We start from the raw sequence: 23,779 nt of genomic DNA, 5'->3' as shown, positions 1-23,779 counted from the left end.
CAGCTCGCCGAGGATGATCCCGCCGAGCACCGCGCCGCCCATGCCCCCGCCCCGGCCGGCGCCCCCGCCGTACGGATTCCCGTACGAGCGCACGTCCCGCTCGGCGAGCTCCTGGGCCTGCCGGGCCAGCGAGTCGGCCTGCTGGGCGTCCGCGAGGGCGGCCGCCGGGTCGTCGGGGAGCGCCTCGGCCCGCGCCAGGTGCCGCTGCGCCTCCGCGAGCCGGGTCCTGGCCTGGCTGCCGACGGCGCCCCGGTGCGTGGTGATGTAGTCCGCGGCCGCCCCGATGGCGCTGCGCGCGGTGAGCAGGGCCTGGCCGAGCAGGGCCCGCGCCCTGCCGCCCGTCACCTCCCGCTCCCTGGCCCCGGCGAGCGCCTCGTCCAGCGCCGCGTCCGCCTCCTCGACCCGGCGCAGCGCGTCGATCGGGTCGTACGGCCCCGCCGCCAGCTCCTTGCGCACCTCGGCGACCACCGACTCGGTGCGGGCGAGCCGGCCCCGCAGATCGGCCGTGGAGACCCCCTCGGCGGTGCCCTCCAGGAGGCCGCGCCCGTCCGCGAGGTCGGTCTCCGCCTCCGTGAGCGCGCCGGGCAGCTCCCCGGCGGCCCGCGCGAGCTCCTGCGCGCGCCGCTCCACGGCGTCCACGAGCGTGCCCGCCTGGTCGACGGCGCCCTCCGCCGCCCGCAGATGGACGGCGGCCACGCCGTTGGCGCCGCCGTCGACGGCCTGCCGGGCCTGGTTGAGGTGGTCCGTGGCGAAGACCAGCCGGTCCTTGGCCTGCTCGATGTGGCCGAGCACCGGACTCGCGGCGCTCGGCGCGTACTCCTTGCGGAGCGTGTCGAGGGTGGCCTCGGCGTCGACCGTGCGCCCGGTGATCTGCCGGAACAGCGTCTCGGCCTGTTCCAGCGCCGCCGGTGCCGTCCGCTCCAGGGCGCGCAGCTGGTCGAAGGCGGCGGCCTCCTCGTCGAGGCGCCGCCCGGCCTCCGCGCAGCGCGCCACGATCTCGTCGAGCATCCGCCGCTTCTCGTCGTCCGTCTCCGGGAAGGCGTCGTCGAGCTGCTGCCGCAGCTTGAACGCGGCGGTCAGCTCGGCCCGTGCGTAGGTGAGCGCGTCCGTGAAGTCCCGGGTGGCCTCCTCCCCGAACTGGGCGGTGGCGAAGCCGAGTTCCTCCGTGCTGGTGCGCACGGCGTCGTCGGTCTCCACGAGGAGGTGCTTGGCCTGCCTGTCCAGCTCGGGCAGCGGCGTGAGCGTCCCGGGCGCGCCCTGTCCCCAGCCGCTGCCGCGGCCCCCGTTCCGTCCTCCCCCCGGAGTCGTACGGGTCGTCATCCGCCGCTTCCTGCGGCTGTACGCGACCGCGGCCACCGCTCCGGCGCCGCCCACCGCCACGATCGGCAGGACCAGGTCGCCCGAGTCGGTGCCCCCGCTCTCGGCCTTGCCCATGCCCTGGTCCTTGCCCTTGCCCGGATCCGCGGTGCCGGGCGTGATCGCGGGGGTCGGCACGGGCTGCCCGGCCAGTACGGCCCGGTACCCGGCGGCGGCGCCGATGGCGGCGCCCGCCCAGTCGTTCTCGCGCAGCGCGGGGCGGATCGCGGTGGTCGCCACGTCCCGCAGCTGCGCGTCCGTGAGCCGAGAGCCCTGGTCGACGGAGTACGCGAACTGGCGGTCGTGCGTGGAGACGGCGAGCAGCACGTCGTCGATCCCGAGGCCGTTGCGCTCGGCGGTGGCGTCGGCCCAGTCCTGCGCCGAGCGCCCGTCGAAGTCCCGTACGTACGCGACGAAGAGCTGTATGCCTCGGTCGTCGTAGAGCCGGTCCAGCGCGGACTCGACCGCCTTCTTACGGGTTCCCAGGGCGCCCACCTTGTCGGTGGCCTGGCCCTGGCGGGAGAGCGTGACGGGGTCGTCGGCGGGGAGCGCCCTGGCGGTGGCAGGGGTGGCAGGGGTGGCGGCCAGGGCGGGAGCGGGCAGCAGCGGCGCGCACCACGCGCACAGCGCGGCGACCGCGGCGGCGGCCCGCACGGCTATGTGCGGGGGTGACGTCACATTTGGGAGCGTATGACCGTCTGGTGCCGGGCGCGACCGGGGTGCTGGTGGGTGGTGGGGCGGGGTGGGGACGCGGCGGTATGTCCGTCCTCGAAACGCCTCGGGCGCCGGACGGGTACACGAGTACTGGCTTGGGTGGGGTGCTGTACTGCGGGCGGACATACCGCCGCGTCCCCACCCCTCCCGCCGTCGCCTATCTGCGGGTCGGCGGGTGGCCATTTCAGCCCGTCCGGCGTTTGAGGACGAGGCGCGTTCAGCGCCGATGGGGGCTGGGGGCGCAGCCCCCGGGTGGGTGCCCCAGGGGCGACGGAGTCGCTGTTCGGGAAGGGGCGGGGTTGGGGAAAAGGCCCCCGGCAGGGGCCACCCCCTCAGCCCGGCGGCGCCAACAGCATCGGGAGTTCACCGCTCCGGTTGTTCTCCGCCGGCCTGCGACCGGACGCGACGTCGTTCTTCCAGGTCATCGAGACGAGAGGCGCGGCGCCCTCGCCGACGGTCACCTTGGACCCCGCGTAGCGCGCACCGGGGCGGGTCTTCTCGCGGAGCTTCTGTGCCACCGTCCGCGCCGCCTCCTTCGACGGAGTCACCACGCACAACGTCTCCGAGGACCCGCCGCCCGCGGCGATCCGTCCGCCGATCGCCATGAGCCGGACGTCCTGGGAGCGCCGCGCGCTGTAGAAGGTGGCTTCGTAGACGTCGCCGAGACAGTCCGCGGCCTTCGCGTACGCGGGGTCGTCGGCCGCCGACTTCTTCGGCGCCGTCGCGCTCAGCCGCGGCCGGGTGTCCGGGTTGTGGACCCGTACCGACGAACTCAGCTCGTACGTCTCGGACTTGTCGTCGCCCTTGCCCCGCACGCGGATGACGCCGTCGCGGGAATCCGTCCGGTAGCCCTGCTTCCTGAGCTTGCGCGCCATCGCGTCGTCGTCGAACGAACCGGTCAGCCGCACCGAGGTGCTGCCCTCCGCCGTCACCGAGACCGAGCTGGTGACGTCCTTCTCCGAGAAGCCCCAGCGCGCCCGCACGCTCGTGCCCGCGTACGGGGACTCGATGGCCTCCGGGACGCCGAGGTGGGCCAGGTTCACGTACAGGTCCCGGTCCTTGGCGGCCAGCGGGCGGACCCGCGCGGAGTCGACGTAGTCGATGGCGCCCATGTCGGCGGACACGGGCACCGAGGCGAGGGCCTGTTCGACCCCGGTCCCGCTCCCGTCCGCGTTCTTGGCCGAGTCGTCCGAGGAGCACGCCGTCGCCGTCAGACCGCCTGCGAGTGCGATGGCGACCAAGGGCCGGGGAAGACGGGCCAGATGGGTGAGACGAGCGAGACCTGGGATCCGCATGCGCGGCAGTGTGGCACAGGAGGCGCGCAGTCTCGTCTCACCTTGCGGAATTCTGTCTCACTTCGCGAACTTCATCTCCGGCCAGCGCGCCGACGGACCGTCGAGGAGGTGGTCGTCCCGGTCGCGCAGCCAGTGGTCGAAGAACGAGGTGACGTACGCCCGTTGGGCCGCCACCGCCCGCTTCGGCCGCACCGTGCCGATGTTCTTCTCCAGCACCTTCCTGCCCACCCCCGTCTGCGGCAGGACCGGTGTCAGGTCCGTGTACGTCTGGTGCTGCGAGCCGCGCAGGGCCAGGTTCTGCTTCCAGCCCTTGGTGCGGGACAGGAACTCCTTCCAGGACGGCTCCGTCGGGCGGTCGCTGCCCATGAGGAGGAAGGGGCGGTCCAGGCCGTGGCGGGCCACCGGCATGAAGTTCGTGCCCTTGGGCTCCTGGTTGTACTCCAGGGTGCCGTCCATGTTGATCCCGGCCTTGATCCGGTGGTCCTGGTCCATCGTCTGCGCCGCGGCGATCCCGCCCGCCGACTGGCCGACGGCGCCCACCTGTCGGAGGTTCATGACCTTGCCGAGGCCCTTCGGGAGCGAGCCCAGACTGTCCAGGACGAAGCTGTCGTCCGCCGCCCGGACGTCCCCGACCTTCTTCAGGAGCGCGGGGACCTTGTTCTCCTTGTCGGCCTCCGCGAACGCCTTCATCAGCGGTGCGTTGTCCACCACCCGGCCCCCGGGGAACTCGACACCCGGTGCCTCATAGGTGTGGTCGACGGTCACCACGACGTAGCCGCGGCTCGCCAACTCCTCGACCAGCGAGGTGTTCCAGGTGCGCGGGTCGCCCGCCCCCGACGTGTAGAGGAGGACGGGGCGTCGCCCGCCGGTCGTGTCCACGGGCGCCCCCGCGTAGGCGTGCGTGCGCGTGCCCGCCCAGTCCACCGCGCCCTTCGGGATGCCGTGCTGCCCGGCGGCCGCGTCCCACGCCCGGGCCGCGCCCGGCGTCATGTAGGGGGCGAGCCGGTGGCCGTGTGCCGCGCCCTTCGCGGCCGGGTACCAGACGCTGACCATCAGCTCCCGGTACGGCTGTCCGCTCACCCAGGGGTCGTGCCGCGACCGGTCCACGAGGCGCGTCGCGTACGTGCCGACGGCGTGCGGGCCCGTGGGGGCGGGGAGCTCGGCCCGTACGGGCGTGGCCGGACGCGCCGTCGCGGACGCCGGCACCGGCAGCAGCGTCGCGGCGACCGCGCCGGTGGCCGCCAGGCCCAGCAGGGAACGGCGGGTCAAGGGCCGCATGGACTTCGAAGGCTTCTGCTTCATGTCCTCAATCCTCGGCCGCCGCCCCCTTCGTGACCATGGAGGCCAGCCCGAGAATCCTCCTGGGGGAAATCCCCCAGGAGGGGCGCCGGGGGCTACTGGGCTACTCCGTCCGCCGTCTGATCTTGTTGCCCAGCCACACCAGCGGGTCGTACTTGCGGTCAACCGCCCTTTCCTTCAAGGGAATCAGCGCGTTGTCCGTGATCTTGATGCCCTCCGGGCACACCTCCGTGCAGCACTTGGTGATGTTGCAGTAGCCGAGCCCGTGCTCGTCCTGCGCCGTCTCCTTGCGGTCCAGGCCCGCCTCGGCCGCCGCGTCCAGCGGGTGCATGTCCAGCTCCGCGACCCGCATCAGGAAGCGCGGCCCGGCGAACGCCGGCTTGTTCTCCTCGTGGTCGCGCACCACATGGCAGGTGTCCTGGCACAGGAAGCACTCGATGCACTTGCGGAACTCCTGGGAGCGGTCCACGTCCTGCTGCGCCATGCGGTACTCGCCGGGTCCGAGCTCGGGCGGCGGCACGAAGGCCGGGACCTCCCGCGCCTTGGTGTAGTTGAAGCCGACGTCCGTCACCAGATCGCGTACGACGGGGAAGGCGCGCAGCGGCGTGACGGTGATCGTCTCCTCCTGCGTGAACACCGACATGCGGGTCATGCACATCAGGCGCGGCCGTCCGTTGATCTCCGCCGAGCACGAACCGCACTTGCCCGCCTTGCAGTTCCAGCGCACGGCGAGATCGGGCGCCTGGGTCGCCTGGAGGCGGTGGATGATGTCGAGGACCACCTCGCCCTCGTTCACCTCCACCTTGAAGTCCTCCAGGCCGCCGCCCTGCACATCGCCCCGCCACACCCGGAAGGCGGCCTTGTAGCTGCTCACTCGAAAAGCTCCTCTTCGGCCAGGTACTTGACCAGCTCCTCCTTCTCGAAGAGGGCGAGCAGGTCCGGGCGGATGGGCTCGGTCGTGTCGCGGACGAGGTCGATCTGGCCCCGTACGGGATCGGTCGCCGCCAACCCGCCGGTGGGGTCGGTGAGTTGGCACAGCAGGTTCACGCGGCGCCAGTCGCGGTTCATCCCCGGGTGGTCCTCGCGCGTGTGCCCGCCCCGGCTCTCCGTGCGCTCCAGGGCGGCGCGCGCCACGCACTCGCTGACCAGCAGCATGTTCCGCAGGTCGAGTGCGAGGTGCCAGCCCGGGTTGAACTGCCGGTGGCCCTCGACCCCGGCCCGCCGCGCCCGCACCCGCAGCTCGGCCAGCTTCTCCAGGGCCTGCTCCATCTCGCCCTCGCGGCGGATGATGCCGACCAGGTCGTTCATGGTCTGCTGCAGCTCCTGGTGGAGGGTGTACGGGTTCTCCGGGGCGACGCCCTCCGCCCTGTCGGCCTCGCTCTCCGCGCTGAACGGCCGCAGCGCCTCCGCCGCCGCCGTGTCCACCTGCGTGTCGTCCACCACCGGGCGCACGTCGAGCTCGGCGGCGTGGCGCGCCGCGTGCAGGCCCGCGCGGCGGCCGAAGACCAGCAGGTCGGACAGCGAGTTGCCGCCGAGCCGGTTGGAGCCGTGCATGCCGCCCGCGACTTCGCCCGCCGCGAACAGGCCCGGCACCCGGCGCGCGGCCGCGGTGTCCGAGTCGACGGCGATGCCGCCCATCACGTAGTGACAGGTCGGCCCGACCTCCATGGGCTCCGCCGTGATGTCGACGTCCGCGAGCTCCTTGAACTGGTGGTACATGGACGGCAGCCGGCGCCGGATGACGTCGGCGGTCATCCGGGTCGACACGTCCAGGAAGACGCCGCCGTGCGGGGAGCCGCGCCCCGCCTTCACCTCGGAGTTGATGGCCCGCGCGACCTCGTCGCGGGGGAGCAGCTCCGGGGGGCGGCGGTTCTTGTCCGGGTCCTCGTACCAGCGGTCGCCCTCGGCCTCCGTCTCCGCGTACTTCTCCTTGAAGACGTCCGGGATGTAGTCGAACATGAACCGCTTGCCCTCGGAGTTGCGCAGCACCCCGCCGTCGCCGCGCACCGACTCGGTGACGAGGATGCCCTTCACGGACGGCGGCCAGACCATGCCGGTCGGGTGGAACTGCACGAACTCCATGTTGAGGAGTGGGGCCCCGGCGAGCAGGGCCAGGGCGTGCCCGTCGCCCGTGTACTCCCACGAGTTCGACGTCACCTTGAAGGACTTGCCGATGCCGCCGGTCGCGAGGACCACGCTCGGCGCCTCCAGGACGAAGAAGCGCCCGGACTCCCGGTCGTAGCAGAAGGCCCCGCCGACCCGCTCGCCCTCCTTGAGGACGCGGGTGACCGTGCACTCCTGGAAGACCTTCAACCGCGCCTCGTAGTCCCCGAATTCACGCTTGTCCTCCTGCTGCAGCGCGACGATCTTCTGCTGGAGGGTGCGGATGAGTTCGAGGCCGGTGCGGTCGCCGACGTGCGCGAGGCGCGGATACTCGTGGCCGCCGAAGTTGCGCTGGGAGATCCGCCCGTCCGGCGTACGGTCGAAGAGGGCGCCCCAGGTCTCCAGCTCCCAGACGCGGTCCGGGGCTTCGCGCGCGTGCAGCTCCGCCATCCGCCACTGGTTGAGGAACTTTCCGCCGCGCAGCGTGTCGCGGAAGTGCACCTGCCAGTTGTCGCCGGAGTTCACATTGCCCATGGACGCCGCGATGCCGCCCTCGGCCATCACCGTATGGGCCTTGCCGAAGAGGGACTTGCAGATCACGGCGGTACGGGCGCCCTGTTCGCGCGCCTCGATCGCCGCCCTGAGCCCGGCGCCCCCGGCGCCCACGACGACAACATCCCACTGCTGCCGCTCCACTTGAGACATCACAAGGCCCTATCCCTTAGAAGAAGCGCGGATCGTCGAAGGCACCGGACGCCACCAGATAGACGTAGAAGTCGGCGAGCGCCACGCTCACCAACGACGCCCAGGCGAGCAGCATGTGACGGGCATTCAGCTTGCCCACCCACTGCCAGGCCCGATAGCGCACCGGATGCTTCGAGAAGTGTTTGAGCTTGCCGCCGACGATGTGCCGGCAGGAGTGGCAGGACAGGGTGTAGGCCCAGATCAGCACGATGTTGACCAGGAACACCAGGGAGCCGAGCCCCATGTGTCCCCACTCGTAGTTCTCGTCGCGGAAGGAGAGCACCGTGTCGTACGTGAGGATGCCCGCCACCAGGATCGCGGCGTAGAAGAAGTAGCGGTGGATGTTCTGCAGGATCAGCGGGAAGCGGGTCTCGCCGGTGTACTTCTTGTGCGGCTCGGCCACCGCGCAGGCGGGCGGTGACGCCCAGAAGCCGCGGTAGTACGCCTTGCGGTAGTAGTAGCAGGTGAGCCGGAAGCCCAGCGGGAAGATCAGGATCAGCAGGGCGGGGGAGAGCCCCCACCAGCCGCCGAACAGCTCCCAGTTGGGCCCGTGCCGCATCGGCGCGCACTCCTCGGCGAGGCACGGCGAGTAGAACGGCGAGACGTAGGGCGCGCTGTAGTAGTCCGTGTTCGCGAAGGCCCGCCACGTCGAGTACACGACGAAGGCGAGGAGCCCGGCGGCGGTCGCGGCGGGCGCCAGCCACCAGCGGTCGGTCCGCAGATGGGCAGCGGAGATCGCGGCGCGCGTGCCGTCCCTGACGCCGCCGTGGGTCTGGCCGCTTTTCGATTGAGGTTCCGTGCCGGTTGCCAACGAGGCTCCACTCCTTAACGGGAAGCGGGACGTGGGACGCGGTGGGGCGCGGGAGGTCTAGGGCGCGTGCCGGTCGCGGGCGCCCAGGCCCTCGTCGTCGCAGTCGCCCGCGTCCGCCCACAGCGAGCTGTCATAGGGGGTGTCGGGGACGGGCACGAGGTCCGGCCGGCGCTGCTCCTGGCGCGGCGCGGGGGCCGCGGCGCGCAGCAGGGCGACGCTCTCGCGCAGATGGTCGGTGTCGGTACGCACGCGGCGGATGTCGATGCCGCCCGCGATCTCGTCCCCGGCCTGCTGTTCCAGCCTGCCGACGGTGCGGAGCAACTCGTCGACGCAGCGCTGTACAGCGGTCAATTCGTCGTGCAGAGCCATGACTTGCCCTCACTTCAGGGTGCGGTGGCAACGCTCATGCGCCTGCGAGTGTTGCGCGTCACATCCCGGCTTGTGAAGGGATCTGCCCGGATTCCCGGCTCACGAGTGACGAAGGCGGCCGGATCGCGCCCCCGGGCGGGCCGCCGTGGCGGCCGGGCGCCCGGATTGGGCCGCCCGAGTGGGATCCGGAGCGCCCCGCGCCGCGCCTCCGTCGCGCGAGGCCGACCGTCCACTTCAGTAGGCCGATAGATGTGATCAGCGACATATACCGCCATACGTGAAGAAACCCGGCCCGGTCCTGGTAGCGGGCGGCCGGGCGAGCCCCCGGAGGTTCCCGTCATGTCCCATGACCGCGCCAGAGCAAGAACCGTCAGGTCTGTCGTGTTCCTCGCCACCGGCGTCCTCGCCCTGCCCGCCCTCGCGGGGTGCGGGGCGGACGACGAGGCGGGGCAGCCGACCGCGGGGCAGGACCTCGCGCCCGCGGCCCGGGAGCTCGTCGCCGACGGGGGGACCGTGAACTGGGCCGTCGACGCGGTGCCCGAGACCCTCAACTCCTTCCAGTCGGACGCCGACGGGGGCACCTCGCGGGTCGCGGGCGCCGTCCTGCCGTCGTTGTTCCGCCTCGACGCCCAGGGGCGGGCGCAGCGCAACGCGGACTTCCTGGAGTCCGCGAAGGTCGTCGAGCGCGAGCCGCAGCAGGTCGTGCTCTACAAGCTCAACCAGCAGGCGGTGTGGAGCGACGGCCGGGAGATCGGCGCGGACGACTTCGCGGCCCAGTGGCGGGCCCTGTCGGGCAAGGACAGCGCGTACTGGACGGCGCGCAACGCGGGCTACGACCGGATCGCGAAGGTCGAGCGCGGCGCCAACAACCTGGAGGTGCGGGTCACCTTCAACAAGCCCTACGCGGACTGGCGTTCGCTGTTCACGCCGCTGTACCCGAAGGACGTCATGGGCACCCCGGACGCCTTCAACGACGGCGCCCGCCGGAGGCTCAAGGCGACCGCGGGGCCCTTCGCGATCGACTCCATCGACCGCAAGGCCGGCGATGTGACGCTGGTGCGCAACCCGCGCTGGTGGGGCCGCCCGGCGAAGCTGGCCAAGCTCGTGCTGCGCTCGGTGCCGCGCGACCAGCGGGCCGCCGCGATCGCCGCGGGCAGGGTCGACCTGGCCGAGATCGACGCGCCCGAGGCCGACCGGATCGCCCGCGCCGCCCGCGACAACGGCGCCAAGGGCCCGCTCACCCACGGCCCCGGCGCCGCGATCACGCCCGCCAAGGCGCTGCGCTCCTGGGCCGTCGCGCACGGCTCCGACGAGGAGGCCGCCGACAGCGAGCTGCTGGCCCGCAAGCGGACCGCCAAGGCGGTCAAGCGGTACGCCAAGGAGCAGGAGGGGCTGCGCGGCTACGTGGTCCGCAAGTCCCTGGAGCCCGCCTACACCCAGCTCGCCCTGAACGGCGCCGAGGGGCCGCTCGCCGACGACCGGGTGCGCCGGGCCGTCGCCCGCGCCCTGAACCGCACCGAGCTCGCCAAGACGGTGCTCGGGCCGCTCGGGCTCCCCGCGAAGCCGGTCGGCAGCCACCTCGCGCTCGCCGGGCAGCTGGCGTACGCGGACAACAGCGGCGCCCTCGGGGAGCAGGACACGGCGGAGGCGCAGGCGCTGCTCGCGGACGCCGGGTGGACGCCGGGCGGCCCGGTCAAGGAGAAGGGCGGCGCGGCGGGCAGCAAGTCCGACGCGAAGAAGAAGCACGCCTCGTCCGAGTCCGAGGAGGGCTCCGACTCCGGGGACGACGGCACGTACATCGTCGGCGAGGACGACAAGCCCGCCAAGCCCGCCAAACACGCCAAGCCCGCCAAGCCCGGCGACAACGGCACCTCGGTGCTGGCGCCCGCCCCGGTGGCCCGGCACCAGACGGCGGTCATCAACCGGCAGGCCGAGTGGTTCGCGCCGCGCCGCGAGGCCGACAAGGAGAAGAAGAAGGACCCGGGCGGCCACGCGAAGCAGCACCGGTCCGAGGCCAAGTCCGAGAGCAGGGCGGAGGCCAAGGCCGAGGCCCGGGCGGAGAAGCGGGCGCAGCGGGGCGGGGCCCCGGGCGCGTACGCCCCCAAGGGCACGGCGGCCCCCGCCGCGGTGGGCGGCCCGCTCGCCAAGGACGGCAAGCCGCTGACCCTCCGCTTCGTGCTCCCCTCCGGCCAGGGATCGGAGTCCCTGCGCTCGGTCGCCGACCGGATCTCGCGGATGCTGGAGCGGATCGGGGTCCGCACGGAGATCTCGAAGGTCGCGGACGAGTCGTACTTCAAGGACCACATCGCCTCCGGCCAGTACGACCTGGCGCTCTACTCCTGGCCCGCCTCGGCCTTCCCGGCGACGGACGCCCGGCCGATCTTCGCCAAGCCGGTCCCGGCGGCGGACGGCTCCCTGAACGTCGAGCAGAACTACACCCGGGTCGGCTCGGACCGCATCGACCAGCTCTTCGACCAGGCGCTCGGCGAGCTGGACGAGGACGAGGAGCGCGACCTGGTCAGGAAGGCCGACGCCCGCATCTGGGCCGAGGCCGGCTCGATCCCGCTCTACCAGCGCCCCCAGCTGGTGGCGACGCGTCCGGGCCTCGCGAACGCGGGCGCCTTCGGCTTCCAGGCCCCGAACTACGAGGACATCGGCTTCCTGAAGCCCTCCGCCAAGCCGAGCGGCTCCCCCTCCGCCGGTTGACGCTTCCTCAGCTCCCTCAGCTCCCTCAGATTCCGCTCAACTCCCTTGCCCGCCGGGTCTCTCGGCGGGCAAGGTCGTTTTCACCCATTGACCTTGCTTCATGCTCCATCGCTTCTGAGAACCCCACTTGCCTCAGAAGTAGCTCAACTCACGTGTGGTTCCGCACCCTCCTGGTCAGCATGTCCATGACTAGCTGACTGATCGGTTACGGGGGTACGGAATGAAGCGCGTTCTCACCGCGGGCGCCGCGGTGGCACTGGTCGTCGCGGGCGCGGCCGCCTGCACGTCCGGCGACGGGGACACGTCGGCCGGGGCCTGCAAGGGCGGCACGTATGCCTGGTCGGACGTGCGGAAGAAGCCCACGCTGACGGGTCTCGCCAAGCCGGTCACGTTCAAGAAGGCGCGGTCCCACTACACCGCGTCCATCACGCCGCTCCCGGGCGCACGCCACAAAGTCACCTTCACCTCGGAGGAGACGGGGCCACGGGCGAAGAGCGCCCTGGAGTCGCTGCGTCGCCACATCAAGTCCGAGGGGAAGCTCGCGTCCCTCGGCGAGGAGATCGGTGACAGCGGCGTCGGCCACGAGAGCGCGGACGGTGGCCTCGTCGGCGCGTACTACGCCTGGTCGTCCGCGGACCTGGTGGAGGCCGACTTCTCGTACCGCTGCGAGGGCGCAGAGCCGGTGCGCGGGCATGTCCTGACCTGGTCCGTGGAGGGGACCGGCTTCCTGCCCTGCGCCGACCGGCAGGAGGACGACGACGTGGACGACGTCGCGCGCAAGGCGGCCCTGGAGCGCTGCCCGGAGGGGTCCCCGGCGGCGAAAGAGCCGAAAACCACCTGATCAGGACCCGTGTCAAGGGCCCGCGCAAGCCACCTCCGGCCTCGCCCCGTAGACTGGGGTGAGGCCGTGGCGTGTCCAGCCCGGCAGGGTTCGTGTACCTCAGGTGTACGCGCGACCGTCCACTCACTCCAGGAGTACGCCGCACTATGGCCACGCGCCACGACATCCGCAACGTCGCCATCGTCGCTCACGTCGACCATGGCAAGACGACCATCGTCGACGCCATGCTCAAGCAGGCCGGTTCCTTCGCCGCGCACGCCGCAGAGTCCCTCGACGACCGCATGATGGACTCGAACGACCTGGAGCGTGAGAAGGGCATCACGATCCTCGCCAAGAACACGGCGGTGAAGTACCACCCCAAGGACGGCGGGGACCCGATCACGATCAACATCATCGACACCCCCGGCCACGCCGACTTCGGTGGCGAGGTCGAGCGCGGTCTGTCGATGGTGGACGCCGTCGTCCTGCTCGTGGACGCCTCCGAGGGGCCGCTCCCGCAGACCCGCTTCGTGCTGCGCAAGGCGCTCCAGCAGCGCCTGCCCGTCATCCTGTGCATCAACAAGACGGACCGCCCGGACTCCCGCATCGACGAGGTCGTCAACGAGACGTACGACCTCTTCCTCGACCTGGACGCGGACGAGGACCAGATCGAGTTCCCGATCGTCTACGCCTGCGGCCGTGACGGCATCGCCTCGCTGACCAAGCCGGAGGACGGCACGGTCCCGGCGGACTCCAGCGACCTCCAGCCGTTCTTCAGCACGATCCTGGAGCACGTCCCGGCCCCGACGTACGACGAGGACGCGCCGCTCCAGGCCCACGTCACCAACCTCGACGCGGACAACTTCCTCGGCCGCATCGCGCTGCTCCGCGTCGAGCAGGGCGAGCTGCAGAAGGGCCAGACCGTCGCGTGGATCAAGCGTGACGGCACGATCGCGAACGTCCGCATCACCGAGCTCCTGATGACCGAGGCGCTCACCCGCAAGCCCGCCGAGAAGGCCGGTCCGGGCGACATCTGCGCGGTCGCCGGTATCCCCGACATCATGATCGGCGAGACCCTCGCCGACCCGGAGAACCCGATCGCGCTCCCGCTGATCACGGTCGACGAGCCGGCGATCTCCATGACCATCGGCACGAACACCTCGCCGCTGGTCGGCCGCGGCGGCACCGGCAAGGGCGCGGACGCCAAGGCGGCGGTCAAGGACCGCAAGGTCACCGCCCGCCAGGTGAAGGACCGCCTGGAGCGCGAGCTGATCGGTAACGTCTCGCTGCGCGTCCTGGACACCGAGCGCCCCGACGCCTGGGAGGTGCAGGGCCGCGGTGAGCTGGCGCTGGCCATCCTGGTCGAGCAGATGCGCCGCGAGGGCTTCGAGATGACCATCGGCAAGCCGCAGGTGGTCACCAAGGAGGTCGACGGCAAGACGCACGAGCCCGTCGAGCGCATGACCATCGACGTGCCCGAGGAGCACATGGGCGCCGTCACGCAGCTCATGGGCGTCCGCAAGGGCCGCATGGACAACATGTCGAACCACGGCTCCGGCTGGGTCCGCCTGGAGTTCGTCGTGCCCTCCCGCGGCCTCATCGGCTTCCGTACGGAGTTCCTGACGCAGACCCGCGGCACGGGCATCGCGCACTCCATCCACGAGGGCCACGAGCCCTGGTTCGGCACGCTGACGACCCGTAACAACGGCTCGCTCGTCGCCGACCGCTCGGGCGCCGTCACCGCCTTCGCGATGACCAACCTCCAGGAGCGCGGCGTCCTGTTCACCGAGCCCGGCACCGAGGTGTACGAGGGCATGATCGTCGGCGAGAACTCGCGCTCCGACGACATGGACGTGAACATCACCAAGGAGAAGAAGCTCACCAACATGCGCTCCGCCTCCGCCGACTCCTTCGAGGCGATCGTCCCGCCGCGCAAGCTCTCCCTGGAGCAGTCCCTGGAGTTCTGCCGCGACGACGAGTGCGTCGAGGTGACCCCGGAGGCCGTGCGCATCCGCAAGGTCGTCCTGGACCAGAAGGAGCGGGGCCGCGCGGCATCGCGTGCCAAGCACAACTAGGCTCCACTAGGCTGTGAACTGAGGCTGGCCGCAGGCCAGTTAACGTCGTCCGAGGCCGGTTTTCGCCCACCCCTTGACAGGGGACGCGGCGGGGACCGGCCTCTGGCGTTCCTCCAGCCCCTTCCGCAACCCGTTTTTGTCCGGCAGCTGTCCGGTATGCGGACGTCGCTGACCGTTAGATGTGTAACACGTCCGTTTCGCAACCATCTATCTCGGATCGGTTTGTCCGGATTTTGGAAGTTGTACGGAGCAGGTGTGATTGAACCGAGACCAAAAGGGTGTGGTCGGGCGGTACTGGATGGCTAATAGTTGACCGCGTATAGCTCGGGTCAATGGGTCACGCGCTGTGGGGAGCGCCGACTCACGAGCACACTCGGGGTACCGAACTTCGCCGTCAGGGGTGGCGGCGTGGTGTCACGTACCCCCTCTTGTAGTGAACAAGTGGACTCATGAGGAGGAACCCCATGCGTGGTGCCAAGAGCGCCAAGTGGGTCGCGATAGCCGGTGTTGTGGCCCTGGGTGCCACCGCCTGTGGTGGCGGCAGCGGCAGCGGAAACACGGGCAAGGTCGACCCCAAGGGGATCGTCAGCTACGCCAACGGTGAGCCGCAGAACGATCTGCAGCCGGCCAACACCATGGAGGCGTACGGCAGCGTCGTCATCGACTCGATGTTCACGCCGCTCCTTGGCTACACCTCCTCGGGTGAGCTCAAGAACATGAACGCCGAGTCGGTCACCCCCGACAAGGACAACAAGGTCTGGACCGTCAAGCTCAAGAAGGGCTGGAAGTTCCACAACGGCGAGCCGGTCACGGCCAAGTCCTACGTGGACGCCTGGAACTTCGCGGCCAACCCGGAGAACGGCCAGCAGAACAGCGGCTGGTACCGCGACATCGTCGGCTACGACAAGGTCCACCCCGCCAAGAAGGGCGCCAAGCCCTCGGCGAAGGAGATGTCCGGCCTCAAGGTCGTCGACGACAACACCTTCACGATCACGCTGAACAGCGGCGTCCCGTACTTCTCGTACAAGCTGGCCTACCGCGCCTTCGACCCGCTGCCCTCGGTCGCCATCAAGGACCCGAAGAAGTACGGCCAGGCCCCCGTCGGCAACGGCCCGTACAAGTTCAAGAGCTGGGACCACAAGAAGTCGATCCAGGTGACCGCCTGGTCCGGCTACCAGGGCGAGAACAAGCCCAAGAACGGCGGCATCAACTTCAAGGCGTACACGACGCCGAACGCGGCCTACCAGGACCTGCGCTCGAACAACGTGGACAGCATGCCGCTCGTGCCGGACAGCGAGCTCGCCAACTACAAGAACGACTTCGGTGACCGCGCGATCACCCAGGACTTCTCGGCGATCAACACGATCAACCCGGCGTTCTACAACGACACGTTCAAGGACATCGACGTCAAGGTCATCCAGGGCCTGTCGATGGCGATCGACCGTGACACCATCGCCAAGACCACCTTCTACGGCACCCGTGAGTCGGCCACCGGCTGGGTCGCCAAGGGCGTGAAGGGCTACGAGCCCGGCGCCTGTGGTGAGTTCTGCAAGTTCAACCCGAAGAAGGCCAAGCAGTTCATCAAGGACGGCGGCGGCGTTCCGGGCAACAAGATCCAGATCCAGTACAACGCCGACCAGCCGCACAAGGGCTGGGTCGACGCGGTGTGCAACAGCATCACCAAGACGACCGGCGTCAAGTGCACGGGTGACCCGAAGACGGACTTCCAGGCCGACACCGAGGTGCGCGACAAGCGCAAGGTGAAGTCGATGTACCGCTCCGGCTGGGTCCTCGACTACCCCTTCAACGGCAACTTCCTCGCCGACCTGTACGGCACCGGCGTCGACGGCAACAAGGGCGAGTTCTCGGACAAGAAGTTCGACGAGCTGACCAAGAAGGCCGACGCGGCCAAGACCGTGGACGACTCCGCGAAGCTCTACAACGAGGCCGAGAAGGAGCTCGCGAAGACCTTCCCGGGCATCCCGCTCTGGTACAACAAGGTCAACTCCGCCTACTCGGAGAATGTCAAGAACGTCAAGTTCGACCAGGCCGGTGACCCGATCCTGACCGACGTTCAGGTCTTCGAGAAGAAGTAGTAGTCGTCGGAGTTCCGTTCCCGTAAGCGGCGCCCGGAGACCCCGGGCGCCGCTTACGGGCGGCTCCGCAATGGACGGAGGCACCTATGGGGCGCTACGTCGCACGGCGACTGCTCCAGATGATCCCGGTCTTCATCGGGACAACCCTGCTGATCTTCCTGATGGTCAACGTGCTCCCCGGTGACCCCGTGGCCGCGCTCTGGGGAGACAAGCCGCCGGACCCCACGCAGGTCGCGCAGATCAAGCACGACCGCGGTCTGGACCTGCCCCTCTGGCAGCAGTACCTGCACTACATGGGCGGCCTGTTCCAGGGGGACTTCGGCAACACCATCGCGGGCAACCGGCCCGTGCTCGACGAGATCACGCAGGCGTTCCCGGTCTCGCTGCGGCTCGCGGCCATGGCCTGGACGTTCGAGCTCGTCGTCGGCATCAGCCTGGGCGTGCTCGCGGGCGTACGGCGCGGCCGCGTCATCGACAACACGGTCACGCTGTTCACGCTGATCGTCATCTCGGTCCCGATCTTCGTGATCGGTCTGCTCTGCCAGCTGTACCTCGGCAACGAGTGGAACGTGATCACACCCACGGTCCAGGACTCCGAGAACATGGGGCAGTTGCTCGTCCCCGCCGTGGTCCTCGGCATGGTCGGCCTGGCCTATGTGGCGCGTCTGACGCGCACCTCCATCGCCGAGAACCGGTCGGCCGACTACATGCGCACGGCCGTCGCCAAGGGGCTCCCGCGCCGGCGGATCATCACCCGCCATCTGCTGCGCAACTCGCTGATCCCCGTGGTCACCTACCTCGGTACCGACATCGGCACCTTGATGGGCGGCGCGGTCATCACCGAGGGCATCTTCAACGTGACGGGCGTCGGCAACCTCCTCTTCACCGCGCTGCAGCGGCGTGAGGGCGCGGTCATCGTCGGCATCGTCACCGTCCTGGTGCTCGTCTACCTCCTGGCCAGCCTGATCGTCGACCTGCTTTACGCGGTCCTGGACCCGAGGATCCGTTATGCCTGACACCACCAAGACCGCGGCCGCGGAGGAGACTTCCGCGCCGACCGCTCCGACCCGTTCGGTCTCCGCGAACCCGGCTCCGGGCAAGCCCCGCAGCCTCTGGGCCGACGCCTGGCGCGACCTGCGGCGCAACCCGCTGTTCGTGATATCCGCGGTGCTGATCCTGCTCCTGCTCGTGGTGGCGGCCGTCCCCGGCCTGTTCACCTCGGCGGACCCGGGCTCCGGCGACCAGGTCAACCACTTCCTCGGCAAGCCCGAGCTCGGCCACTTCTTCCAGGAAGACTGGTGGGGTTACGACCGGACCGGACGCAGCGTCTACTCCCGGGTCATGTACGGCACGCGGAACTCGATCATGGTCGGTGTCGGCGTGACGCTCCTGGTGACCGTCTTCGGCGGCCTGGTCGGCATGCTCGCCGGATACTTCGGCGGCTTCTGGGACAGCCTGCTGTCCCGTATCACCGACGTGTTCTTCGGCATCCCGTTCCTGCTCGGCGCCATGGTCGTCCTGAACGCCTTCACCAACCGCACGGTCTGGGTCGTCATGGGCGCCCTGGCCTTCCTCGGCTGGACGCAGATCGCCCGCGTGATGCGCGGCGCGGTCATCACCACCAAGCACGCGGACTACGTGATGGCGGCACGGGCGCTCGGCGCGGGCACCAAGCGGATCCTGTTCCGGCACATCCTGCCGAACGCGATCGCCCCGGTGATCGTCGTCGCGACCATCTCCCTGGGCACGTACATCGTGGCCGAGTCCACGCTGTCGTACCTCGGCCTCGGTCTCGCCAGCGGCGCCATCTCCTGGGGCGGCGACATCTCCGACGCCACGGAGAGCATCCGCAACAACCCGCACGTCCTCCTCTTCCCGGCGGGCATGCTCAGCATCACGGTGCTGGCCTTCATCATGATGGGCGACGCCGTGCGCGAAGCCCTCGACCCGAAGCTGCGCTGAGGGAGGCGTACGTGACCAGCATCGACCTCAAGACAGACTCGGTTCCCGCCCCCCGCTCGGGCGAGGAAAAGAGCGGCCGGCTCCTCGACGTGAAGGACCTGCACGTCGAGTTCCACACCCGTGAGGGCGTGGTCAAGGCCGTCAACGGCGTCAACTACAGCGTGGACGCGGGCGAGACGCTCGCCGTGCTCGGTGAGTCCGGCTCCGGCAAGTCCGTGACGGCGCAGGCCATCATGGGCATCCTCGACATGCCGCCCGGCAAGATCCCGCAGGGCGAGATCCTCTTCCGCGGCCAGGACATGCTGAAGATGTCCAACGAGGAGCGCCGGAAGATCCGCGGCCAGAAGATCGCCATGATCTTCCAGGACGCGCTGTCCTCGCTGAACCCGGTCCTCTCCGTCGGCTACCAGCTCGGCGAGATGTTCCGCGTCCACGAGGGCCTCAGCCGCAAGCAGGCCAAGGCCAAGGCCATCGAGCTGATGGACAAGGTCAAGATCCCGGCGGCCAAGGAGCGGGTGAACGACTACCCGCACCAGTTCTCCGGCGGCATGCGCCAGCGCATCATGATCGCGATGGCGCTCGCCCTGGAACCGGACCTGATCATCGCCGACGAGCCGACCACGGCTCTCGACGTGACGGTCCAGGCCCAGGTCATGGACCTGCTGGCCGAGCTCCAGCGCGAGTACAACATGGGGCTCATCCTCATCACGCACGACCTGGGCGTGGTCGCGGACGTGGCCGACAAGATCGCGGTCATGTACGCGGGCCGGATCGTGGAGACGGCGCCGGTGCACGAGCTGTACAAGCGCCCCGCGCACCCGTACACGCGCGGTCTGCTCGACTCGATCCCGCGCCTGGACCAGAAGGGCCAGGAGCTGTATGCGATCAAGGGTCTGCCGCCCAACCTGCTGAAGATTCCCGGGGGTTGTGCCTTCAACCCGCGCTGCCCCAAGGCGCAGGACGTCTGCCGCACGGAGATCCCGGCCCTGGTGCCGGTCACCGAGCAGGACGGCACGGCACTGGCGGGCCGTGGCAGCGCCTGCCACTTCTGGAAGGAGACGATCCATGGCTGAGCCCAAGAAGCTCGACAAGAACGACGGGCCCGCGGACGCCGCGGACGCCACCCCGAACGTCTCCGAGGTGGAAACGGTCGACGCGGCGACGGCCGAAGAAGCGGTCGCGGCGATCGAGGCGCCCGTAGAGCGCGGCGAGCCGATCCTCCAGGTCCGCAACCTGGTGAAGCACTTCCCGCTCACCCAGGGCATCCTGATCAAGAAGCAGATCGGCGCGGTCAAGGCCGTCGACGGCATCTCCTTCGACCTGTACCAGGGTGAGACGCTCGGCATCGTGGGCGAGTCCGGCTGCGGCAAGTCCACGGTCGCCAAGCTCCTCATGACGCTCGAACGCGCCACGGCGGGCGAGGTCTTCTACAAGGGCCAGGACATCACCAAGCTGTCCGGGCGCGCGCTGAAGGCGGTCCGCCGCAACATCCAGATGGTGTTCCAGGACCCCTACACGTCGCTCAACCCCCGTATGACGGTGGGCGACATCATCGGGGAGCCCTTCGAGATCCACCCGGAGGTGGCCCCGAAGGGTTCGCGGCGTCAGAAGGTCCAGGAACTCCTGGACGTGGTCGGCCTGAACCCCGAGTACATCAACCGCTACCCGCACCAGTTCTCGGGCGGTCAGCGCCAGCGCATCGGCATCGCCCGCGGCCTGGCGCTCAACCCCGAGATCATCATCTGCGACGAGCCGGTCTCGGCGCTGGACGTGTCCGTCCAGGCGCAGGTCATCAACCTGATGGAGAAGCTCCAGGACGAGTTCAACCTCTCCTACCTCTTCATCGCGCACGACCTGTCGATCGTCCGGCACATCTCCGACCGGGTCGGGGTCATGTACCTCGGCAAGATGGCCGAGATCGGCACGGACGAGCAGATCTACGAGCACCCGACGCACCCGTACACCCAGGCGCTGCTGTCCGCGGTGCCGGTTCCCGACCCGGAGGCACGGGAGGGCCGCGAGCGGATCATTCTGTCGGGCGACGTGCCGTCTCCCGCCAATCCGCCGTCCGGCTGCCGCTTCCGCACCCGCTGCTGGAAGGCGGAGGAGCGCTGCTCGAAGGAGATCCCGGTGCTCGCGATCCCCGAGCGCTTCGCGGGCCAGGACACCCCGGCGGCACACGAGTCGGCGTGCCACTTCGCCGAGGAGAAGGACGTGGTGCACGCGGCGTAGCCGTGTGACGCGTGCGAGGTCTTTGACCGTACGTGAACGGGGGCGCCCCGAGCAGGAGTTGGCTCGGGGCGCCCCCGCTTGTGCGTGTGCCTCTCGCGCTACAGGCAGTCGAATGGAGGGATGACGCGAGTGATCGCGATCAGGTGCAGCCGTGGCACCGGGAGTGCGTAGAACCAGCCGTCGGTGAGCAGGGGAATGCGGCGGACTCCGCCGGGGACGCCGCGTCGCGGTCCCTCTCCGATATCGGTTACGTCGACTCCTACCTTGGCCAGAGCGACGAGCTCGCCCGCGAGGCGCTCGACTTCGTCGACGATGTGGGCTGGGAACCCGGCCACGACATGCTCGGCGTCCGGGTCGTACTCCCAGCGCCACTCCTCAAGGTCACTCATGTGGCCTCGCGTCGCGCTCGATCCCGGCCTCGGCGCACGAGGCGTCGAGAATCCGGCCGATCTCGGAGGCGAGGGAGCGTGCCTCGTCGAGGCTCTCGGTGGTGGCTGCACGTGCCTCCAGAGCGCGCAGGCGGGCCGCCCGCTCCGGGTGACGTTCCACCGCGACGTAGACGGCCCACTGGCCGACGAAGCGGCGCATGGGAGCGGCGCTGACCTGATCGCGGGCCATCCGCAGCGCGGCGGCGCGCTCGGCGTCGAACGTGGGCAGTGCGTCGGGGGCGAGCCGGGCGAGGGCGGCCCGCAGGTCCTCCGGGGTGCTCGCGGGCTGGGGTGCGACAGAGTCGCCGGAGGCGGAGTGCGGGGCTGTGCTCATGCGCTGGCTCCTCGGGTCGGTACGTCGCCGGTCTGCCCACTGCTCGCCAGCGTACCCGTGCGGCTGTAGGGCCGACTGAGCCTGTGGATAACTCATCCCGGCGCCGCCAGCGCCCTGACTTCCAGTGCCCTGGCCTCCAGCTCGAACCAGGTTGCTTTGCCCTGTCCCGGCCCGTGTCTGCAGACCCCCCAGGCGTCGGCGCTGTGAGCGACGAGCCGCATGCCGCGCCCGGTCTCGTCGTCATCGGCGGCGGGCTCGCAGACGGGGAGGCCGAGGGCTTCGTCGTGGACGAGGACGCGGAGCCGCGCTCCGTCCGGATGGGGGCCGGCCCACCCGGCGAAGAGCGTCACCGGGGCGGTGCAGGCTTGGGTCGTGCACGCGTTGATGGCGTTGGTGACGGCTTCGGAGGTCAACAGGACAGCTGTGTCGGTGAGTTCGGAGTGCCCAGTGGTGGTGAGCAGGGTGCGCACGGTGTCGCGGGCGGTGCGGACCCAGGCGGGGTCGGGCGGGAAGACGAGGGAGACGTCGGCGGAGTGGGGGTGGTGAGGGTGGCGGGGGTGGGATGGGTCGGCCATGAGGGCTCTCTTGGGTGGGGTGCGCGGTGACCAGGTCCGCCAACTCCGTTGTGGGCGGGGGTACTTCCGCTACTCGGGCACTCTGAAGGTACGGTCATGCGTGAGGTGAGTTCAATCGTGAACGCAACACTTGCCCCGTGTGGGTGATGCGACGGTCGGCTGGTCGACGGCTGGTGTGAGATCGCGGCACACTGCGCACGGCCACAGGGAGGGAACATGCCACCACGGAGCATGCCGAGCGAACGGCAGCAGCGGCTGGGGGCCGAGTTGCGCAAATTGCGTCTCCGGGCTCGGATGTCCACCGACGACGCGGCCAAGGTTCTTGATGGGGAGCGGACGCGCATCAGCCATATCGAGGCGGGGCGCATCGACGTATCCCGTAACCGCTTGTACAAGGTGCTGCGTGCGTACGGTTGTCCGGTGGGCCCGTACTTCGACGGACTTATGGAGATGGCCCAGGAGTCGGGCGCAGGCTGGTGGGACGACTTCCGTGACGTCATCGGCCCAACGGCCCGTAATCTGGCGGAACTTGAGGGAATGTCGGCCAACCTCCGTACCCATGAGCCGCTCTTCGTCCCCGGCCTGTTGCAGACGGAGGGCTACGCGCGCGCTGTGCTCAGCGAGACCGAGGGCGACCAGAGCCGGGCCGATCGCTACGGGGAGTTCCGGCTGGCGCGTCAGCGGGTCCTGACCTCAGACAATCCTGTGCCGTATCGGGCGATCATTCACGAGGCGGCTCTGCACGCTCGGATCGGCGGGCCGCAGACGATGCGCAATCAGCTGTTGCGGTTGATCGAGGTGGCCCGGCTGCCGCACGTGACACTGCAGATCTTCCCGTTCGAGGCAGGTGCGTACTCCGCGTACAGTCGCTCGTTCGCGATCTTCGGGGGCGCGGCGCCGGAGCTTGACACCGTCTACCTGGAGCACCCGCTGAACTCGGTATTCCTGCGGGATGGAGAACACATCGATGAGTACGGCAAAATGTTCGAGCGGCTCGCGACCTTGGCCCTGGCTCCGGTGGACCCCGAGGCGGCTCCTGAGTCGCACAAGGCACGGGACTCGCTGAGCCTGATCCAGCACGTGATGTACAGCTTGTGAGAAGGAGAGTCATGAGCCAACTCGTATGGCAGAAGTCCTCATTCAGCGGTGGCGGAGAGGGCGAATGCATCGAGTTGGCCACCGACCCGAGTGACCCCTCCGGTCGCACCTGTCTGCGCGAGAGCGACCGGCCCGACGAGATCGCCACGGCGTCCCCCGAGGCCCTTCGTGGACTCATCCGCAGTATTCAGGCCAACGGCGGCCAAATCCCTGGTGTGTGATGGCCCGTCACTCAAGCTGAAGGTGCCCCTCAGACCTCTGAGGTTCCGGCCCACCGCCCGCCCCCGTCATGGTGGAGGCAGTCGAGGGAACGCAATGAGCTCCTGAAACGGGGGAGCAAGAAAGGACGCGTTCCCGCACGGGGAGTGAGTTTCATGGCAAGGGCAAGCAGGAAGACCCTGGCGAGGATCGCGGGCGTGGTCGCGGGGGCGGCCATGGTGGCGGTGCCTCTCACCGCGACGTCGGCCTCCGCCGCGCCGTCCGGGTCCACCGGCTCAGGCCACTCGAAGGTCCAGGGCATGACGTTCTACGACGACTACTGGACCCTGAACGAGTGCAAGACCGTCGGCGACTGGGGCCTGTCCCACGGCAAGTGGACGGTCTACGACTGCCAGGAGTCGCCCTGGGACTTCGACCTCTACGTGGACAGCTGAGCCGACCCGGCCAGTTGAGCCGAAGCCACCTCGGGGGACCGGGGGCCGCGCCTTCCACCGGGGGCGCGGCCCCTTCGTGTGCGTGCCGCGGCCACTCCCCGTACGGCAG

Annotated in this window: 21 protein-coding genes; 11 read left to right on the top strand and 10 right to left on the bottom strand. The window is 69.8% G+C overall.

All coding sequences use genetic code 11. The features are described 5' to 3' along the window. The 7 genes from ACQB60_RS37745 to ACQB60_RS37715 all read right to left on the bottom strand — a co-directional run. Nucleotides 1–1,959, bottom strand: a 1,959-nt coding sequence (locus ACQB60_RS37745; RefSeq protein ID WP_496930611.1) for a TPM domain-containing protein, incomplete at its 3' end; no start/stop codon positions are given. A gap of 443 nt (nucleotides 1,960–2,402) precedes the next feature. Beyond that, on the bottom strand, nucleotides 2,403–3,365 hold the full coding sequence (locus ACQB60_RS37740; protein ID WP_496930606.1) for a hypothetical protein: 963 nt from the start codon (nucleotides 3,363–3,365) through the stop codon (nucleotides 2,403–2,405). A gap of 57 nt (nucleotides 3,366–3,422) precedes the next feature. Next, nucleotides 3,423–4,667 (bottom strand): alpha/beta hydrolase family protein, encoded by a 1,245-nt coding sequence (locus tag ACQB60_RS37735; protein WP_496930605.1) that lies wholly within the window; start codon nucleotides 4,665–4,667, stop codon nucleotides 3,423–3,425. A gap of 100 nt (nucleotides 4,668–4,767) precedes the next feature. Further along, on the bottom strand, nucleotides 4,768–5,538 hold the full coding sequence (locus ACQB60_RS37730; RefSeq protein ID WP_496930604.1) for a succinate dehydrogenase/fumarate reductase iron-sulfur subunit: 771 nt from the start codon (nucleotides 5,536–5,538) through the stop codon (nucleotides 4,768–4,770). Beyond that, complete coding sequence (locus ACQB60_RS37725; RefSeq protein WP_496930603.1) at nucleotides 5,535–7,472, bottom strand: fumarate reductase/succinate dehydrogenase flavoprotein subunit; 1,938 nt, start codon at nucleotides 7,470–7,472, stop codon at nucleotides 5,535–5,537. The genes ACQB60_RS37730 and ACQB60_RS37725 overlap by 4 nt, the downstream gene beginning before the upstream one ends. A gap of 16 nt (nucleotides 7,473–7,488) precedes the next feature. Beyond that, nucleotides 7,489–8,322 carry a succinate dehydrogenase subunit SdhC gene (gene sdhC, locus ACQB60_RS37720; RefSeq protein WP_496930602.1) on the bottom strand — a complete coding sequence of 278 codons (834 nt, stop codon included), beginning with the start codon at nucleotides 8,320–8,322 and terminating at the stop codon, nucleotides 7,489–7,491. 57 nt (nucleotides 8,323–8,379) lie between these two features. Beyond that, complete coding sequence (locus tag ACQB60_RS37715; RefSeq protein ID WP_496930601.1) at nucleotides 8,380–8,691, bottom strand: Rv0250c family protein; 312 nt, start codon at nucleotides 8,689–8,691, stop codon at nucleotides 8,380–8,382. Nucleotides 8,692–9,030: 339 nt separating this feature from the next. Between ACQB60_RS37715 and ACQB60_RS37710 the strand changes: the two genes are divergently transcribed. From ACQB60_RS37710 to ACQB60_RS37675, 8 genes are all read left to right on the top strand, one after another. Further along, a complete protein-coding gene (locus ACQB60_RS37710; RefSeq protein WP_496930600.1) occupies nucleotides 9,031–11,397 on the top strand; it encodes an ABC transporter family substrate-binding protein in 2,367 nt (788 codons plus the stop codon). A 220-nt stretch (nucleotides 11,398–11,617) separates the two neighbouring features. Next, nucleotides 11,618–12,238, top strand: a complete 621-nt coding sequence (locus tag ACQB60_RS37705) for a hypothetical protein (protein WP_496930599.1) — start codon at nucleotides 11,618–11,620, stop codon at nucleotides 12,236–12,238. Between the two features lie 146 nt (nucleotides 12,239–12,384). Continuing rightward, on the top strand, nucleotides 12,385–14,292 hold the full coding sequence (gene typA / locus ACQB60_RS37700) for a translational GTPase TypA (protein WP_496930598.1): 1,908 nt from the start codon (nucleotides 12,385–12,387) through the stop codon (nucleotides 14,290–14,292). A 464-nt stretch (nucleotides 14,293–14,756) separates the two neighbouring features. After that, on the top strand, nucleotides 14,757–16,388 hold the full coding sequence (locus tag ACQB60_RS37695) for a peptide ABC transporter substrate-binding protein (RefSeq protein ID WP_496930597.1): 1,632 nt from the start codon (nucleotides 14,757–14,759) through the stop codon (nucleotides 16,386–16,388). An 86-nt stretch (nucleotides 16,389–16,474) separates the two neighbouring features. Next, nucleotides 16,475–17,404 carry an ABC transporter permease gene (locus ACQB60_RS37690; protein ID WP_496930596.1) on the top strand — a complete coding sequence of 310 codons (930 nt, stop codon included), beginning with the start codon at nucleotides 16,475–16,477 and terminating at the stop codon, nucleotides 17,402–17,404. Next, a complete protein-coding gene (locus ACQB60_RS37685; protein WP_496930595.1) occupies nucleotides 17,397–18,350 on the top strand; it encodes an ABC transporter permease in 954 nt (317 codons plus the stop codon). The genes ACQB60_RS37690 and ACQB60_RS37685 overlap by 8 nt, the downstream gene beginning before the upstream one ends. Before the next feature lie 11 nt (nucleotides 18,351–18,361). After that, entirely contained in the window at nucleotides 18,362–19,423 is a 1,062-nt protein-coding gene (locus tag ACQB60_RS37680; protein WP_496930594.1) for an ABC transporter ATP-binding protein, read from the top strand. Continuing rightward, nucleotides 19,416–20,582, top strand: coding sequence for an ABC transporter ATP-binding protein (locus ACQB60_RS37675; protein WP_496930593.1), 1,167 nt, complete (start codon nucleotides 19,416–19,418; stop codon nucleotides 20,580–20,582). Before ACQB60_RS37680 ends, ACQB60_RS37675 begins: the two co-directional genes overlap by 8 nt. A 98-nt stretch (nucleotides 20,583–20,680) precedes the next feature. Here ACQB60_RS37675 and ACQB60_RS37670 read toward each other — a convergent pair whose 3' ends face one another. The 3 genes from ACQB60_RS37670 to ACQB60_RS37660 all read right to left on the bottom strand — a co-directional run bounded on the left by ACQB60_RS37670 (nucleotide 20,681) and on the right by ACQB60_RS37660 (nucleotide 21,919). After that, on the bottom strand, nucleotides 20,681–20,971 hold the full coding sequence (locus ACQB60_RS37670) for a hypothetical protein (protein ID WP_496930592.1): 291 nt from the start codon (nucleotides 20,969–20,971) through the stop codon (nucleotides 20,681–20,683). Then, nucleotides 20,964–21,344 carry a DUF6247 family protein gene (locus tag ACQB60_RS37665; RefSeq protein WP_496930591.1) on the bottom strand — a complete coding sequence of 127 codons (381 nt, stop codon included), beginning with the start codon at nucleotides 21,342–21,344 and terminating at the stop codon, nucleotides 20,964–20,966. The genes ACQB60_RS37670 and ACQB60_RS37665 overlap by 8 nt, the downstream gene beginning before the upstream one ends. A gap of 92 nt (nucleotides 21,345–21,436) precedes the next feature. Next, complete coding sequence (locus ACQB60_RS37660) at nucleotides 21,437–21,919, bottom strand: ATP-binding protein (RefSeq protein WP_496930590.1); 483 nt, start codon at nucleotides 21,917–21,919, stop codon at nucleotides 21,437–21,439. A 216-nt stretch (nucleotides 21,920–22,135) separates the two neighbouring features. Between ACQB60_RS37660 and ACQB60_RS37655 the strand changes: the two genes are divergently transcribed. The 3 genes from ACQB60_RS37655 to ACQB60_RS37645 all read left to right on the top strand — a co-directional run bounded on the left by ACQB60_RS37655 (nucleotide 22,136) and on the right by ACQB60_RS37645 (nucleotide 23,670). Further along, nucleotides 22,136–23,017 carry a helix-turn-helix domain-containing protein gene (locus ACQB60_RS37655; protein WP_496930589.1) on the top strand — a complete coding sequence of 294 codons (882 nt, stop codon included), beginning with the start codon at nucleotides 22,136–22,138 and terminating at the stop codon, nucleotides 23,015–23,017. 11 nt (nucleotides 23,018–23,028) lie between these two features. Then, nucleotides 23,029–23,238: a DUF397 domain-containing protein gene (locus ACQB60_RS37650; RefSeq protein WP_496930588.1), complete on the top strand. Its 210-nt coding sequence runs from the start codon at nucleotides 23,029–23,031 to the stop codon at nucleotides 23,236–23,238. 153 nt (nucleotides 23,239–23,391) lie between these two features. Next, on the top strand, nucleotides 23,392–23,670 hold the full coding sequence (locus ACQB60_RS37645; protein ID WP_384850299.1) for a hypothetical protein: 279 nt from the start codon (nucleotides 23,392–23,394) through the stop codon (nucleotides 23,668–23,670). Nucleotides 23,671–23,779: the final 109 nt, after the last annotated feature.

This window comes from Streptomyces odontotermitis, from assembly GCF_050510915.1.
Classification (GTDB): domain Bacteria; phylum Actinomycetota; class Actinomycetes; order Streptomycetales; family Streptomycetaceae; genus Streptomyces.
The sequence above is the reverse complement of the archived record's forward strand: the minus strand, read 5'-3'. Positions and strand labels throughout refer to the sequence as shown.